The organism is Deinococcus sp. Leaf326 (genome assembly GCF_001424185.1).
In the GTDB taxonomy this organism is placed as follows: Bacteria; Deinococcota; Deinococci; order Deinococcales; family Deinococcaceae; genus Deinococcus.
In genome coordinates this window covers 98607-113956 of record NZ_LMOM01000043.1, presented here as the reverse complement: position 1 = coordinate 113956, position 15350 = coordinate 98607, and the positions used below count along the sequence as shown (strand labels likewise).

General features: G+C 70.3%; 16 protein-coding genes. 4 read left to right on the top strand and 12 right to left on the bottom strand.

The genetic code is table 11. The features are described from left to right. Positions 1–16: 16 nt before the first annotated feature. Genes bshB1 through ASF71_RS14080 form a run of 3 tightly spaced genes read right to left on the bottom strand, consistent with a single transcriptional unit; the run spans position 17 to position 2180 of the window. Entirely contained in the window at positions 17–739 is a 723-nt protein-coding gene (bshB1, locus tag ASF71_RS14090; RefSeq protein ID WP_056301363.1) for a bacillithiol biosynthesis deacetylase BshB1, read from the bottom strand. A gap of 43 nt (positions 740–782) precedes the next feature. Further along, complete coding sequence (locus ASF71_RS14085) at positions 783–1691, bottom strand: L-lactate dehydrogenase (RefSeq protein ID WP_056301361.1); 909 nt, start codon at positions 1689–1691, stop codon at positions 783–785. Between the two features lie 18 nt (positions 1692–1709). Beyond that, a complete protein-coding gene (locus tag ASF71_RS14080; RefSeq protein WP_056301358.1) occupies positions 1710–2180 on the bottom strand; it encodes a universal stress protein in 471 nt (156 codons plus the stop codon). Positions 2181–2272: 92 nt separating this feature from the next. Here ASF71_RS14080 and ASF71_RS14075 point away from each other — a divergent pair, with 92 nt between their 5' ends. Then, complete coding sequence (locus ASF71_RS14075; protein ID WP_056301356.1) at positions 2273–3736, top strand: MBL fold metallo-hydrolase RNA specificity domain-containing protein; 1464 nt, start codon at positions 2273–2275, stop codon at positions 3734–3736. A gap of 116 nt (positions 3737–3852) precedes the next feature. On the opposite strand, the gene ASF71_RS14070 is transcribed toward ASF71_RS14075, so the two are convergent. The 6 genes from ASF71_RS14070 to ASF71_RS14045 all read right to left on the bottom strand — a co-directional run bounded on the left by ASF71_RS14070 (position 3853) and on the right by ASF71_RS14045 (position 10129). Then, positions 3853–4770 carry a TAXI family TRAP transporter solute-binding subunit gene (locus ASF71_RS14070; RefSeq protein ID WP_056301355.1) on the bottom strand — a complete coding sequence of 306 codons (918 nt, stop codon included), beginning with the start codon at positions 4768–4770 and terminating at the stop codon, positions 3853–3855. A 50-nt stretch (positions 4771–4820) separates the two neighbouring features. Then, entirely contained in the window at positions 4821–5009 is a 189-nt protein-coding gene (locus ASF71_RS14065) for a hypothetical protein (protein WP_056301353.1), read from the bottom strand. Then, positions 5006–5761, bottom strand: a complete 756-nt coding sequence (locus ASF71_RS14060) for a hypothetical protein (RefSeq protein WP_056301351.1) — start codon at positions 5759–5761, stop codon at positions 5006–5008. Before ASF71_RS14060 ends, ASF71_RS14065 begins: the two co-directional genes overlap by 4 nt. 63 nt (positions 5762–5824) lie before the next feature. Next, positions 5825–6862 (bottom strand): C39 family peptidase, encoded by a 1038-nt coding sequence (locus ASF71_RS14055; protein WP_235514471.1) that lies wholly within the window; start codon positions 6860–6862, stop codon positions 5825–5827. A 64-nt stretch (positions 6863–6926) separates the two neighbouring features. After that, a complete protein-coding gene (locus ASF71_RS14050; RefSeq protein ID WP_056301349.1) occupies positions 6927–7973 on the bottom strand; it encodes an SDR family oxidoreductase in 1047 nt (348 codons plus the stop codon). A gap of 320 nt (positions 7974–8293) precedes the next feature. Next, positions 8294–10129, bottom strand: coding sequence for an acyl-CoA dehydrogenase C-terminal domain-containing protein (locus ASF71_RS14045; RefSeq protein ID WP_056301346.1), 1836 nt, complete (start codon positions 10127–10129; stop codon positions 8294–8296). A 296-nt stretch (positions 10130–10425) separates the two neighbouring features. Here ASF71_RS14045 and ASF71_RS14040 point away from each other — a divergent pair, with 296 nt between their 5' ends. Continuing rightward, complete coding sequence (locus tag ASF71_RS14040; protein ID WP_056301345.1) at positions 10426–11121, top strand: Crp/Fnr family transcriptional regulator; 696 nt, start codon at positions 10426–10428, stop codon at positions 11119–11121. Between the two features lie 62 nt (positions 11122–11183). Beyond that, positions 11184–11696 carry a GNAT family N-acetyltransferase gene (locus tag ASF71_RS14035; protein ID WP_056301344.1) on the top strand — a complete coding sequence of 171 codons (513 nt, stop codon included), beginning with the start codon at positions 11184–11186 and terminating at the stop codon, positions 11694–11696. A 32-nt stretch (positions 11697–11728) separates the two neighbouring features. Here ASF71_RS14035 and ASF71_RS14030 read toward each other — a convergent pair whose 3' ends face one another. From ASF71_RS14030 to ASF71_RS14020, 3 genes are read right to left on the bottom strand one after another with little or no spacing between them, the layout of a single operon-like run. Further along, entirely contained in the window at positions 11729–12085 is a 357-nt protein-coding gene (locus ASF71_RS14030) for a DUF2089 domain-containing protein (RefSeq protein ID WP_056301341.1), read from the bottom strand. Positions 12086–12127: 42 nt separating this feature from the next. Then, complete coding sequence (locus tag ASF71_RS14025) at positions 12128–12751, bottom strand: hypothetical protein (protein WP_056301338.1); 624 nt, start codon at positions 12749–12751, stop codon at positions 12128–12130. After that, positions 12748–13671 carry a hypothetical protein gene (locus ASF71_RS14020; RefSeq protein ID WP_056301334.1) on the bottom strand — a complete coding sequence of 308 codons (924 nt, stop codon included), beginning with the start codon at positions 13669–13671 and terminating at the stop codon, positions 12748–12750. Before ASF71_RS14020 ends, ASF71_RS14025 begins: the two co-directional genes overlap by 4 nt. 171 nt (positions 13672–13842) lie before the next feature. On the opposite strand from ASF71_RS14020, the gene ASF71_RS14015 reads away from it, so the two are divergent. Next, entirely contained in the window at positions 13843–15225 is a 1383-nt protein-coding gene (locus tag ASF71_RS14015) for a ribonuclease R family protein (RefSeq protein ID WP_056301331.1), read from the top strand. The last annotated feature ends 125 nt before the right edge of the window (positions 15226–15350 follow it).

Here is a 15350-nt window from a genome sequence, read left to right as displayed (position 1 = left end):
GCCCGGCGCGGCGGTCTCACAGCCCCAGCGGATCGAGAAGCAGCGGGTCTTCCGCCTCGAAGGGCTCGGCATACTGCACGCGCAGCAGGGTGCCCCAGTAGGTCAGGCGGCCCCGGCGGCGCTCGATGATCTCGGGCGTGACCGTCTCCGAGACGTAACCGCCCGAGAACTGGCTGGTGTGGGCGCGGATGGCCGCCTCCCACGGCTCCATCACGGCGCCCACGTCCACCAGCACGTTCGCGCGGATGTCGGCGTTGCCCTGATACAGCAGCACCCGCCCCACCCGCCACGGCTCGCCCGCAACCTCGGCCTTGGCGAGCGCCGAGAGGTGGACGGCCCGCCTGGCGAGCTGGTAGGTGCCAAAGTGGTCGGGGTGCCGGTCGAGGTGGTGCGGCACCACCAGCACGCGCGGCCGCACTGCCCGCAGGGTCGCCGCCAGTGCGTGGGCGGCGGCCGGAGTGTCGGCCAGCTCGCCGTCGCGAAGGCCCTGCTGCCCGCGCCACGCCAGCCCCATGATCCGGGCCGCCGCCACGCACTCGGCCGCGCGCTCCTCGGGGGTACCCTGGGTCCCCTTCTCACCGCGCGACAGTTCGAGAATGCCCACGGCCCGGCCAGAGCGGGCCAGCCGGATCAGGGTGCCGCCCGCTCCGATCTCGGCGTCGTCGGGATGCGGGGCGAGGCACAGCCAGTCGAGGGGCTGGACCTCGCCGTAGGTCGTCTGGAAAGAGAGGGTGGACATAGGCCCAGAGGGTAAACCCGGCGCGGTGGGTCAGGGGCCGGGCCTACAGGGTGTCTGCCGATTGCCGCAGGATCTCGGCGCTGGCCGAGAGCGCCTTCTGCTCGGCGGGGGTCACGCGCGGCATCACCGTCTCGATTACCCCGGCGCGCGCCACAATCCGCGGCAGGCTCAGGCTCACGCCGAACTCGGGCGTGGGAGCGCTGACGGTCAGGACGGCCCGGCGGTCGCCCAGGATGCGCTCGGTGATGCGGGCCAGCGCCGCGCCGATGCCGTAGTAGGTCGCCTGCTTGCCGTCAATGATGCTGCGCGCCGCGTCACGGGTGCCAGTCTCGATCTCGGCGCGCACCTCCTCGTTCCAGGGCCGGCCGCGCGCCGCCATGAAGTCGGCCACCGGCAGACCGGCGACGGTGGCGGTGCTCCAGGCCAGCACCTCGCTGTCGCCGTGCTCGCCCAGAACGTACCCGTGGACGTGGGTGGCGTCCACCCCGGCCCGCTGCGCGATGAGGTGCCGGAACCGGGCGCTGTCGAGCACCGTCCCCGAACCCAAGACCGGCTGCTCCGGGGCCAGCCGGGTCGTGAGGTCGGTGAGCAGGTCCACCGGGTTGGTCGCCACGAGCAGCGCTGCCTGCGGAGCGTGGGCCGTGACCTGGGTGATGACCTCGCGGAAGATGGCGGCGTTCTTGGCGAGCAGGTCCAGGCGGCTCTCGCCGGGCTTCTGGTTGGCGCCGGCCGCGACGATCACGACCGCGCTGCCCGCCAGGGCGTCGTAGCCGCCACTGTAGACCCGCCCACCGTGGCTGACCGGCGAGGCGTGGGCGATGTCCTGCGCCTCGGCCTCGGCCCGCGCACTGTCCTTGTCGGTCAGGACGATCTCGCTGCACGAGCCGCGCAGGGTCAGGGCGTAGGCCGCCGTCGCGCCGACCAGCCCCGCGCCCACCACGCCGACTTTCATGGTCTGGCCTTCACGGGCTCAGCGGTGCCCGGAGACGGGAACGGCCAGCACCGGCACGGCGCTGCGGGCCAGGACCTTCTCGGCGGTGCTGCCCATGAAGAAGTGCTCGAGCGCGCCCTGGTGGTGGGTGCCCATCACGATCAGGTCGGCGCCCCAGCGCTCGGCGGCGGCCACGATGCCGGTCACGGGGTCGCCCACGAGCTGCTCGACCTCCTCGCCGTCACGCAGGCGGCGGTCGAGGCGGCTGGCGTCGGCGTCTTCCAGGGTCTGGAGAAGCGCCGGGTCGCTGACTGGGGTCACGCCGCCCATCAGGTCGGGGGTGGTCACGACGCGGGCGTCGGTGACGTGCACGATCCGCAGCTGCGCGCCGGGAAACTGCGCGCGGGCCAGTGCCAGGGCGCGCTCGGAAGCCGGCGAGAAGTCGAGCGCCACCACGATCTTCCGGAAACCGGCGGGCGCGCCGGCCGGGGCAAATGAGGACTCGGTCATGCCCCGACTGTACCGGGGCCGGCCCTTCCCCTCCCCCAAAATTCAAGGCCCGGTAAAGCGGCCTGACCCGGCGGACGCCTAGAGTGTGCTTCATGCACCTTCAGAGCTTCGGGGCGGCCTGCACGGTCACGGGCAGCATGCATCTGCTCACGCTGGGAGACCGGCGCATCCTGGTGGACTGCGGCCTGTTTCAGGGCGGCGACGAGCTGGAGGCGCGCAACCGCGAGGACTTCGCCTTCGACGTGGCGGGCCTCGACGCCGTGATCCTCACGCACGCTCACCTCGACCACGTGGGGAGATTGCCGCTGCTCGTACGCCGGGGCTACCGGGGCGCCGTGTACTGCACGCCCCCGACCGCCGCCCTGGCCGAGACGGTGCTGCTCGACTCGGCCCGCCTCCAGGTCGAGGGCTACAAGCAGGACCTGCGGCGCGCCCGCCGCCAGGGCCGCGAGGACGAGGTGCCCCTGCCGCTATATGAGGAAGAGGACGTGCACCGCGCCCTGGCCCTGTTGCGGCCCAGCCTGGAATTCGGGGAGACGGCGACCATCGCCGGGGTGTGGGTCACGCCGGGGCGCGCGGGGCATATCCTGGGCAGCGCGTACCTGTTGCTGGAGGCGGGCGGCGAGCGCCTGCTCATGTCGGGCGACCTGGGCAACCGCGAGAGCGGCCTGCAATTGGACTTCACGCCCCCCCCGGAGGCCGACGCGGCCGTCATCGAAACGACCTACGCCAACCGCACCCACCGCTCCTGGGAGGCCACGCTGGCCGAGTTCGCCCAGGCGCTGCGGACCAGCGTGCGCCAGGGAGGCAAGATCCTGATTCCCACGTTCGCCATCGAGCGCGCGCAGGTCATCCTCTCGACCCTCAAAGACCTGATGGATTCGGGCGATGTACCGCGCATCCCGGTCTTCCTCGATTCCCCGATGGCGGCGCGGGCCACGGGCGAGTATTTCGAGTACGGCGACGAGCTGCGCGCTGACGTGCGCGACGAACTGCGCGCCGGCGAGGACCCCTTCCGGCCCACCACGCTGCATGTCGTGCCTACGAGCGCCGAGTCGCAGCGCATCAACCGCTATGACGGCCCCGCGATCATCATGGCGGGCAACGGGATGATGACCGGGGGGCGCATCCAGCACCACCTCAAGCACCACCTCTGGAAGCCCTCGACCAGCCTGATCATCGTGTCGTACCAGTCGCCGAGCAGCCTCGGTGGGCGCATCGTGGGCGGCGCCGAGCACGTGCGGATCATGGGCGAGGAGGTCGCGGTGCGCGCCCAGGTGCACACCATCGGCGGCTTCTCGGCCCACGCCGATCAGGACGACCTGCTGGCCTTTCTGGACACGGCGGGCACGCCACACGTCTGGCTGGTCCACGGCGAGCCGGAGGTCATGGCCGAGTTCGTGCCGGTTCTGGGCGCGCGCGGCCTGAAGGGCGACATCGTGCCCGACCGTCAGGAGGTGGACCTGCTGGGCGGCGGCTATCCGGGCGGCCGCCCGCCGGGGCTGGTCCTCGACCCCCGGCCCGCTGAGGCGGCGCGGGCTGAGGGTGGCGAGTGAATTATCCGCTCAGGTATCCAGGGCATAGGCTTGACAGCGCCTGCATACCGGGCTATCTTTAAGAAATCAAGGCGACCTCAGCGGGTCGCCTTCTTCTTTGCCCTGGGGTGTCTGGCTTACTTGTACTGCGGCCAGGGCCAGGTCTTGAAGGTCACGTCCTGCCACTTGGGGTGCATCCCTTCGTCCTCCTGCAAGTTCACCAGTTTGTTCACGGCGCACTTCTGGTAGGCGAGCAGCAGCTTCTTGCGTTCGGGCGTCTTGAAGTCGCGGGTCGCCAGGACGCTCTGCACGGCCACGGTGGGCACGCTCGCCGCGCTGATGTTCGGGTAGAACAGCTTGGCCGCCGTGTAGATGCTGTTCATCTTGCCGGCCATCGGCACGGCGACGAGGTTCACGCCGCTCAGGTCCTTGACCCAGTTCGCGGGCTGCCCGACGACCGCCAGCACGGCCTCCACCTGCTTGGCCCGCAGGGCGGCGAAGGCGGCGGCTTGGTCCTTGACCGACACGACCTCGAAGGGCAGGCCCGCCATCGCGCTCACCACGCGGGCGGTGATGAGGCTGCCGCCCCAGGCCGCAACCTTCTTGCCCTTGAGGTCCTCGAATTTGGCGATCCCCTGCGTCTTGGTCTGGCCGAGGATGTTCTTGCTGACCACGGGCGGCAACGCGAAAAGGTGCAGTTCCTCGTTGTGCAGCGGCAGCAGCGCCTTGATGCCGTCCACGCGCGGGTCCTTGTCGATCTGCTGGCGGGCCTTGAGCACGTCGCTCTGCACGAAGGCCAGCGAGACCTCGTTGTTGAGCAGCAGGTCAATGTTCTCCAGACTGCCACTGCTGCCGCGCTCGCGCAGGTAGGCGCTCTGGGTGCACACCCGCCCGATGTTCTTGAACATGGCGCTGTAGGTGCCGGTGGGGCTGCCGGTCGCCACGTTGAGGCTGCCCGCAGCGGCGGCTGGCGTCGGTGAGGTCTGGGCTGCCGAAGTCTGCGCGTGCGCGGCTCCGAGGGGCAGCAGGGTCAGGGCGAAGATGAGGGACCGCATGGACGACCTCCGGGAAGAAGTGAGGAAACGGATGTGGGAGGGCAGAGCGGTCATTTCAGGTCGCCGTAGCCGGGGTCGCTGCCCGAGCCACCCTGTGCCGGGGCCGTCTGACCCGGCGAACCCTGGGCGGGCACGGCGGCCCGGTCCCCGAAGGCGCCGCGCTGGTCGAGGACCACGGCGGCCACGCACACGAGCAGGACCAGGGCCAGCAGCGCCCCGATGCGGGCGGCGCGGTTCAAGCTTCACCCCGCACGGCCCGGCTGCGGCTCTGCTGCTCGCCGGCCGAGAGCGCCTCGTCGAGCAGGGCGGCGTTGCGCCCGGCGCGGCGGGTGATTTCCGAGAGGGCCGACTCGGTGACGTGCCGGTCCTCGGCGCTCAGGTCGGTCTGGCGCAGCGCCGCCGCCACGTTGCCGCGCGCTTGGGCGAGCTGCGTGTCGATGCGAGCCTTCTTGATCTGGCGGTCGAAGGCGGCGAGGTCGCCGCGCAGGTCGTCCATGTGCGTCTGCGCGCGGCCGAAGGCGTCGCGGCTGCTTTGCAGGTCGGCCTCCCAGCGCGCCACGTCGGCGGCGTCCATGTCGGCGCGGTTGGTTTCGATGAGGCGCCGGAAGTCCTCGAGGTGCCCGTTGGCCTCGGCCAGTTGCCGTCCCTTGGCCCCGATGAGCTGCTCGAACTGCTGGCGCTGCAGGATCAGCGTTTCGAGCGGCATGGCCCGCGCCACCGCCTCGCGGGCACGCAGGCGTGTGGCGTTCAGGGCCATGAGCAGCGCCGGGAACAGCACGACCACGGCCACAAGCGCCACCCCGAAGGCCAGCAGCGTGACGGTGGTGAGCGCGACGTTGAACAGGGCGATGGCCGCGCCCCCCAGCACGGCCAGGGCCAGCACCCCGCCGCCGGTCGCCAGCGCGATCTTGGCCGGCGAGAAGGGCGCCGGCGCCGGGTCTCCCACCGGCCGCAGCTCGACGGCCGGTTCCTGAAGGACAGGTTTGCTCATACCCCCTTATACGCCCAAAGGCCCCGCCGCGTTGCCGGCGCCAGGGCTGGCCGGGCGGAGGGCTCAGGACAGGCGGTTCAGGGCGCTGCGGGCCGCCGCGTAGCCGGGCTTCAGGCGCAGCGCGGCCTGGTAGGCGGCCCGGGCCTCGGCCGGCCGGCCCAGTCCCGCCAGTGCCCGGCCGCGCCAGTACAGCGCCTCCTCGTGGGCAGGAGCGTCGCGCAGCACGCCGCTGCTCAGGCGCAGCACGTCGGCGTAGCGGCCGGTGCGGGTATACGCCTCCAGCGCGCCGAAGGAGTACCACAGGGTGCGCCAGGGCAGCCCGCCGGCCACCCGCGCCGGCCGGGTGGGGTCCAGGCTGAGGTCGGGCTTGGCAGCGAAGGCCCGGTCATAGGCCCGCGCCGCGCCGCGCGCGTCCCCCACGGCTAACTTGGCGTCGCCGAGGTTGTGCCACGACCGCGCGTCCCCGAGCCGGTCCGACTCGGCCAGGGCCACGCGCAGGGTTTCCTTCCTGGCGGCGGCCGGGTCGGCGCGGAAGCCCAGCAACGCGTTGACGGCCGAGTGGCGGCTCTGCGGTGCCACGACCAGATAGGTGCGGTTGTAGCTGCGCCACAGGTCGTCGAACTGGGCGTACCCGAAATTCAGGCGGCCCAGGTACGAGTCGAGCGCCTGAAAGCTCCCCCGCGCGTCGTCGTACCCGGTGAGGAGGCGGTAGTGCCCCATGCCGCCGCTGTCGTGCGTGATGAACCAGGTCTCCACGATCACCGGGTAGCCCGCCGCCAGCAGCCGTTTGAGCACCGCGCGGCTGCCGTTCTGCGCGAGATGCACGTCCATGCCCTGCGTGCGGGCGTAGGAGGCCAGCTCCTCTGGGCTGACATTCACGTCGCTTCCCCCGCTCTTGAGCTTGGGGGCGATCGCGTACTGGTTCAGCGTGCCTCCCCAGCGGCTCAGGGCCATGCCGACCGTCACCGGGCCACAGTTGTTCAGCCGCTGATACTCGTGGCGAATGCCGTCCACCCGGGCCGAAGCCGGCAGCGCGGAGGCGGACAGGGCCACAGGCAGGACCAGCGTCAGCAGTGAAGCAAGCAGGCGGGGGCGCGTCACCCCCCCAGCTTCCTCTGCCTTCATGATCCGGCACTGAGGCGCGATGGTGTCCTGGCCGACGTTCTCAGGGATTGCCGGCGCCGCCCGAGCCGCCGAAGACCTGCCCGGTCGAGTAGCTTGTCTCCTGCGAGGCCAGGACCACGTAGAGGCCTGCCAGTTCCGCCGGCTGACCCGCCCGCCCGATGGGGGTCTGTGCCCCGAACTGCGGCAGGGCGCTCGTCGGCTGCCCGCCCGTCACCTGAAGCGGCGTCCAGAAGGGGCCGGGGGCCACGGCGTTCACGCGGATGCCCTTGGGGGCGAGCTGCTTGGCGAGCGACTTGGTGAAGGCCACCTGCGCGGCCTTGGTCTGCGCGTAGTCCAGCAGGTTGTCCGAGGGGTCGTAGGCCTGCACGGAGGTCGTCGTGATGATGACCGCGCCGGGCTGCATCAGGGGCACGGCGGCCTTGGCCAACCAGAACATCGCGTAGAGATTGGTCTTCATGGTCCAGTCGAAGTTTTCGGTCGTCAGGTCGAGGATGGAGTCCACGGCCTGTTGCCGGGCGGCGTTGCTCACCAGGATGTCCAGCCCGCCGAGCTGCCGGGCCGCCTCCGTGACCAGGCGCTTGCAGAAGGCTTCGTCGCGCAGATCGCCGGGAATGGCGACGGCTTTGCGACCCGCCGCACGGATCAGGGCGACGACCTCACGGGCGTCGGCTTCTTCGGCGGGGAGGTAGTTGATTGCCACGTCGGCGCCCTCGCGGGCGTAGGCGATGGCAGCGGCGCGCCCGATCCCCGAGTCGCCTCCGGTGATGAGTGCTTTGCGCCCCAGCAGACGACCCGTCCCCTGATAGCTCGTTTCGCCGTGGTCGGGTCTGGGGGTCATCTTGCCGGCCAGACCAGGCCAGGGCTGGCTCTGCGCTGGGAATGGAGGCCGGGGGTATTGGGTCAGCGGGTTGCGTTTGACGCTCTGAGCAGGGGCGCGCACTGCGGCGGCGGCCTGCTGCGCCGGTGCCAGGGCCGGCAGCGTCGTCGCGGCGAACAGGCCAGCGCCGATCTTGCCGAGGACCTGGCGGCGCGAGGAGGTCTTGGGGGTGTCGGGATGTTCGGTGGGGGTCGGGTCGCTAGGGTTCATGGGGCCTCCCAGGGCAGGAATGACGGCGGGACGTGGCCCCGGCGCGGGTCGCCGGGAAGCTGCGTGCCATTGTCCTGGGGGTGGGGTCCGGCCGAGTGAAACGCGCCCCAAGTCCACCCGAGGCGGCGCCTCATGGGGAAAACCTCAAGTTGGGTCGGCCAGGGGCTGCGCGGAGGGTCCAGACTCCTCGGCGCCTCCTTTCACTGGGACTCCCGGAAGGAGGAGAGTCCGACGAGGCGACCCGCGTCTGCGACCGCCCGGGCAAGAACAACCCCCGCCGCAGCAGCGCGCTGGGCGGGGGCGGGACCCTCCGGAGAGGCTCAGGCCGTCGCCAGCCGCCCTTCCCAGCCGAAGACCGCGCGGTCGTCCACAGCCAGGGTCTCGGCGCCGGTCTTGATGGTCGCGGCGAGCGCCTTGGTCTCGGGGAACAGCTTGGCGAAGTAGAACCGGGCCGTCTGGACCTTGCTCAGGTAGAACCCGTCCCGGTCCTGTCCGGCGTCGATCTTTTCCTGGGCCGCCTTGGCCATGCGGGCCCACAGGTAGCCGTACACGACGTGCCCGAAGTAGCGCAGGTAGTCTACGGCGGCGGCGTTGACCTCGTCGGCCCCGCCCTCGCCCATCGCCTTCTGGCCGATGACCATGGTCAGGCTGCCGAGCTGCTGCGCGGCCTTGCCGAGCACGTTCACGTAGTCGCCGATGACCTCGTCGCCCTCGTTCTCCTCGACAAATTCCTGCAGGGTGCCCGCAAGTTTCTGCAGTTTCTTGCCGCCGTCCATCAGGACCTTGCGGCCCAGCAGGTCCAGTGCCTGGATCCCGTTGGTGCCCTCGTAGATCTGCCCAATACGGGCGTCACGCACGAACTGCTCCATCCCCCACTCGGCGATGTAGCCGTGCCCACCGAAGACCTGCTGGCTCTGCACCGCGACGTTGAAGCCGTTGTCGGTCATGAAGGCCTTGGCGATGGGCGTCAGCAGCGCGACGAGGTCGCCCGCTTCCTTGCGCGCCGCTTCGTCGGGGTGGTGGTGCTCGGTGTCCAGGCTCAGGGCCAGCCACATCGCCAGGGCGCGCCCGCCCTCGCTGTAGGCCTTGCCGGTCAGCAGCATGCGGCGCACGTCGGGGTGAACGATGATCGGGTCGGCCGACTCGCCGGGGTTCACGCGCGGCTCGTGGCGCATCTGGGTGCGGTCCTTGGCGTAGGCCAGGGCGTTCTGGTAGGCGACCTCGCCCAGGCCCAGACCCTGAAGGCCGGTGCCCAGGCGGGCGGCGTTCATCATGATGAACATGTGGTTCATGCCCTTGTTGACCTCGCCGACCAGCCAGCCTCTGGCGCCGTCGAAGTTCAGCACGGCGGTCGCGTTGCCGTGGATGCCCATCTTGTGCTCCAGGCTGCCGCACACCACGCCGTTGCGTTCGCCGGGGTTGCCCTGGGCGTCGGGCACGTACTTGGGCACCAGGAACAGCGAGATACCCTTCGTTCCCTGGGGGCTGCCTTCCAGACGGGCCAACACGAGGTGCACGATATTGCCGGCGAGGTCGTGTTCGCCCGCCGAGATGAAGATCTTGGTGCCGGTGACCGCGTAGGTGCCGTCGCCGTTGTCCGTGGCCTTGGTCCGGATGATGCCCAGGTCGGTGCCGGCGTGCGGCTCGGTGAGGCACATCGTGCCGGTCCACTCACCCGAGACGATCTTGGGCAGGTAGAGGTTCTTCAGTTCGTCGCTGCCGACCGCGTGCAGGGCGCTGTAGGCCCCGTGCGAGAGCCCCGGGTACATGCTCCAGGCCACGTTGGCGCTGTTCATCATCTCGACGAGCGCGTTGCTGATGAGGTGGGGCATGCCCTGACCGCCGTAGGCGGGGTCGGCGTCAAGCGCCGTCCAGCCGGCCGCGCGGTACTTGTCGTAGGCGGCCTTGAAGCCGGTGGGGGTCGTCACCTCGCCGTCGTCGTGGCGCACGCAGCCTTCCTTGTCGCCCACGGCGTTCAGCGGCACGAGTTCGGTCTCGACGAAGCGCGCGGCCTCGGCCAGCACCTGCTCGATGAGGTCGGCGTCGGCCGTGTCGTTCTGGGCATAGAACGGCATCTGGGCCAGCTGGGCAGGGGCGCCGAGCAGCTCTTCCATGATGAATTTCATGTCGCGCAGGGGGGCCTTGTAGGTCGGCATGGTGTCTCCTCCTTGGAGTCCGCCGCGCCAGGAGCTCTGGTCCCGGCCGGCAAAATTAACTGAGTTGAACCGAGTCTAAAACTTTTATGGAGGAATGTCACCTCCCCTGCGGTGGCCAGAGCGCAGGCACCCCGCTCACAGCGCCAAGGGCATTGCCGGAGGACAACCGCAGAGGATGTGACATAATGACTGGACAGTCAGGTACTCCCTTGCGGCTTTTCTCATGAAGAGCCTCTGATCCTGTTTTTCAGCGCGGTGGTCGGCAGGGCCGGATTTCGAGTATTCTGACCGAAGTCATGAACTACCCAAGCCTGGTCTGGCATCTCAAGCGGACGGAACTCTTCGCCGACCTTGAGCTGACCGAACTGGAGCGCGTCGCGGCGACCACGCCCTACCGCTCCTACCAGCCGGGAGAGGTCATCTACCGCATGGACGACCCGGCCGACGCGCTGTATTTCGTGCGCAGCGGCTTGGTCAAGATCAGCAAGCTCTTCCCCAACGGCAAGGAAGCGATTCTGGGGGTCATCGGGCAGCACGACACCTTCGGCGAGCTGCTGCTGCAACCCGAGGAGCGCCGCCCGACCCAGGCCGAGGCGCTGGAGCGCACCACCCTGATCGTGCTGCCGCGCGCCGAGCTGCAAAAGCTGCTGGCGACCAAGCCCGACCTCGCCATGAAGCTCATCCGGCTGATGGCCGCGCGGCTCTTCGAGGCGCAGGCCTGGACCGCCACGGTCAGTGCCTACAGCGCCCCCGAGCGGGTCGCCAGCCTGCTGTACCGGCTGGCGCGCGAGTTCGGCCGGCCGCACAACCAGGGCGTCGAGCTGAACCTCAAGCTCAACCAGGAAGACATCGCCCGCATGGTCGGCGCCACCCGCGAGACGGTGAGCCACAGCCTCAGCCGCCTGAAGAAGGACGGCGCCATCGTGCGCGCCCGCACGCCCATCATCGTGCGGCTCGAGGCCCTGAAGCAGTACATCGAACAGAGCCAGTAACTCTGGCCGGGCGGGTCGCGCGCGGCGTTGCCGCCCGCCCCGTCCCTCCCCTACGCTGGGGTATGACCCTGCTGATCCGCGCCGCGACCCCCGACGACGCCGGCGCCATCGCCCGCGTGCACGTGCAGAGCTGGCGTGAGACGTACCGGGATCTGCTGCCCGGCGACTTTCTGGAGCGCATGACCGACCGCGCGGCTCAGGAGCGGCGACGCGCGATGTGGAGCACGCTGACGGTCAGGCCGGAACCGGTGAGGGTAGCGGTAGACGGGGGGCAGGTCGTGGCCTTCGCCTCGGGCGGTGCGCCGCAGGACTATCCCGGCTACGACGCCGAGCTGCACACCCTGTACTGCCTGCGGGCCGCGCAGGGCCGGGGCACCGGGCGGGCCCTGCTGCGGGAAGTGGCCGGCGAGTTGCGGGCCGGGGGAGCGCGGAGCCTCGCCCTGTGGGTGCTGGACACCAACCCCACAAGGGGCTGGTACGCCGGCCAGGGTGCGCGCGAGGCCGGCGAGAAACAGGACGGCGCGCTACGCGAGGTGCGGATGGTCTGGGATGACCTGGACACGCTGCTGGGCTGAGATGCTGGTCTGGGTCCTACCGGGCCGGCGCCCTAGCGCCGCAGCTTGCGCGCCGCTTCGTCAGGGGTCAGCTCGCCGCGTTCGAGCTGGTCGAGCACCGCGCCCTGGGGGTCGGCGGCTTCGGGCTCGTAGCCGATGGCCCGCAGCAGGGTGTCGAAACGGGCGCGCACCGTGGGGTAGCTGACCCCCAGCACCCGCTCGACCTCCTTGAGATTGCCGCGCACCCGGATGTACAGGCGCAGGAACTCCAGGTTGTCGTCGGTCAGGACGGCGAATTCGTTGAGTTCGAAGACGCCGCTCACCGTCACGCCGCTGCTGGGAAAACGCAGTTCGGTGACCAGCGGCGCCTCGGTCTCGAGCGGAAAGGGCAGGGGCAGGGGGCGGGGCATGGCGTTACTGTATGGATTCCTGTGACCCGGCACGCGCGCCGCTCACTTGATGGAAATCTGCACGCTGTTGCCGCCGCTGTCCTCGGCGCTGATGAGGCGGCCCGGCGGCGGCCCGGCCTCGATCAGCAGTTGCAGGGCCTCGAGGCTCAGGCCCGCGCTTTCCAGGGCCCCGATGCCGTGCGGCGGAATGAGTTTGCCCAGGTGGGGAGCCAGACTCAGCGGCAGATTGGCGCTGTACTCGTCGCCGCCTGCCGACTCGACTTCGATGACCAACAGGCGCACGTCACCCTCAGGAGCCGGGTCCCGGTGGCGGCCGCCCGAGGCCAGTCGCTCGTTCACCGCCTTCTCGACCTGCTGGGTCACGCGGCCCATTACACTCTCCAGGCTCTCGCCGAAGCGTGGGCCGAAGGGATCGGGGAAGGGGGGCGCCTGGGGGGGGCGGGGCGCCGTGGGGGCCACCTCGCGCACGCCGCGCAGCAGCATGAGGTGCTCGGCGACCTGCGCGCTGCTCAGTTCGGGCCGGCCCAGCAGCGAGGCGATGAACTCATGGTCGCCCGGCGACAGCGCCAGCCGGGGACTGAGGGCCACGAGGAGCGGTGAGGCGTCGTCCAGCGACAGCTTGCCGCCGCGCACGAGGTCCAGAATGCGCCGGATCTTGTCTTTCATCCCCCGTTCCCCTCCTCCGAAGTCACCGAGAGCTGCCCGGCCGTGATCTGGCAGTTCAGGCGGGCCGCGCCGTCACCGAGCTGACCCGCGTAGCGTGAGGCCATAAAGCCGCCGCTCTTCTGGGTCGGAAAGTCGGTGCGCAGGGCGCCCAGGGTCACGTTCGCTTCCAGGCGCAGGCTGCTGCCGCGCAGGTGCAGGCTGACATTGCTGGCGTTCACCTCGGCGTGGTGGTCGCCGCCGCGCAGCTCGCCGGTCCAGGTGAGGTTGCCGCCGTTGACGCTGGCGTTCAGGCTGCGCGCCCCGCCAACCGTCAGGTTGCCGCCGTTCACGCGCAGTTCGGTGTGGCCTTCGAGCTCGCCGGCCGTGAGGTTGCCGCCGTTCACTTCGGCACGCAGGGCCAGGGCGCGGCCCACGCGCACGCTGCCGCCGTTGACCTCGGCGGTCAGGTCGCCCCGCAGGTCAGGCAGGGTGAGTTGACCGCCCTCGACCCGCGCGTGGACCTGCCGGGGCACGAAGGGCACGCTCAGGATCGCCTGGAGGGGCGGCCAGTGCCGGGCGTCGTGGCCCCGGCGCTGGCGCTCGACAGTCCAGCCGCCGTGGCCGCCGCTCAGGCGCAGTTCGCCGTCGTGATTCGCGCTGATCTGGGGCGCGGTAACGCCCTCGTCGTGCACCACGGTGAGGGTGTACCCGCTGACCCGCAGGGTCAGGTCCGGCACGCTGGGCCCGGTGCGGGGTTCGTCTGCCGGTCCGGGGCTGGGGGTCTCGGCGGCTGGGGCGGGCTCGGGGTCCTTGTCCAGCGAGACGGGGGCCAGCCCGTTCAGATCGGCCAGCAGGCCCCGCGCTTCCTCGGGGGTGAGTTTGCCATCGGCCACCAGACGCTGCACCTGCGAACGGAAATCTTCGGCTGCCTGTTCATTCATGTTCGTCTCCTTGGAGAGAATAGAAACACAAATCTTCCAGAATGTCAAACATATGTTTCTAGATGATGAAATCCAGGGACATAGATCGCCCTTAAGGCGAACCCTGGCAGACAAACTGTCAAGCTGGAGTTTCCACTGCCCACCCCTTGCCACCCCCGATATGCTGGGGGCATGACCATTCCCCCCGAACTGGGCGCCGCACAGCGCACCGAAGTCGAGCTACTGGCGCGCGGCCGGCAGGACAAGAGCCGCGTGCTGCGCGAGCTCGGCCTGAGCGAGACACCCGAGGCCGCCCATACCCTGCTGCTGCGCCTGGGCCTGTGGAGCGAGGCCCGCACGCCCTACGCCGACCGCCTGCGCGCCGCGACCACGCCCAGCACGCTGCCGGTGCCGCCCTTTCCCGACGAGGAACGCCTGGACCTGACGCACCTCGAGGCCTTCGCCATCGACGACGAGGGCAATCGCGACCCCGACGACGCGGTGTGTACCGAGGCCCTGGAGGGCGGCCTGACGCGGCTGTGGGTCCACGTAGCCGACGTGGCCGCGCTGGTCGAACCCGACAGCCCCCTGGACCTCGAAGCCCGGTCGCGCGGGGCGACGCTGTACCTGCCGGACCAGACCATCGGGATGCTGCCCGACGCCCTGGTCGAGCAGGCAGGCCTGGGACTGGCCCCCACCTCGCCCGCGCTCTCGATCTCGCTGGACCTCGACGCCGAGGGCAACGCCGAGGCGGTGGACGTGGTGCTGACCACCGTGCGCGTCACCCGCCTGACCTACGGCGAGGCGCAGCGGCGTCTGGAGGCGGGCGACCCGGCCTTCGTGGCCCTGGCGGAGCTCGCCCGCGCGAGTCAGGCGCTGCGCGAAGCCGAGGGCGCGCTGACCATCGACCTGCCCGAGGTGCGCGTGAAGGCCGACGAGGCGGGCGCGCAGGTCACGCCGCTGCCCAAGCCGCCCATGCGTTTCGTGGTGCAGGAGTGCATGACGCTCGCCGGCTGGGGGGCCGCCATCTTCGCCGACGACAACGGCATTCCGCTGCCCTTCGCCACCCAGGACCCCCCCCGCACCACCGTGCGCGGCGACGGCCTGGGCGCACAGTGGGCGCGGCGGCGCACCCTGTCGCGCACCCGGTTTCAGCCCTCGCCGGGGCCGCACAGCGGCATGGGCCTGGACGTGTACGTACAGGCGACCAGCCCCATGCGCCGGTATCTCGACCTCGTGGTGCACCAGCAGCTCCGGGCCTTCCTGAACGGGGGTGAGCCGGTGGGCGGCAAGGTGCTCGCCAGCCACATCGCCCAGGCGGTCCTGAACGCCGACGGCACCCGCCAGGCCGAGCGCCTGAGCCGCCGCCACCACACCCTGCGCTACGTGGCCGCGCAGCCCGAGCGCGAGTGGGAGGCCGTCGTGGTGGACCGCCGGGGCCCGCAGGCCACGCTCCTCATTCCGGACCTCGCCTACGACCTGCCCCTCACGACCTCCGCGCAGGTCGGCACGACCATCAAACTGCGCCTGAGCGACGTGAACCTTCCGGCACTCGGCGTGCGGGCCAAACTCTGAGACGGGTACGGGTCTGGGACAAATGTCACAGATCTATTTCGCCCTGAACTTAAAAACAACGTTATAGACGCACTTTATGAGCCTGGATTGATATTCACCTTTCATTCATCTGCCGGCCGGGCCGC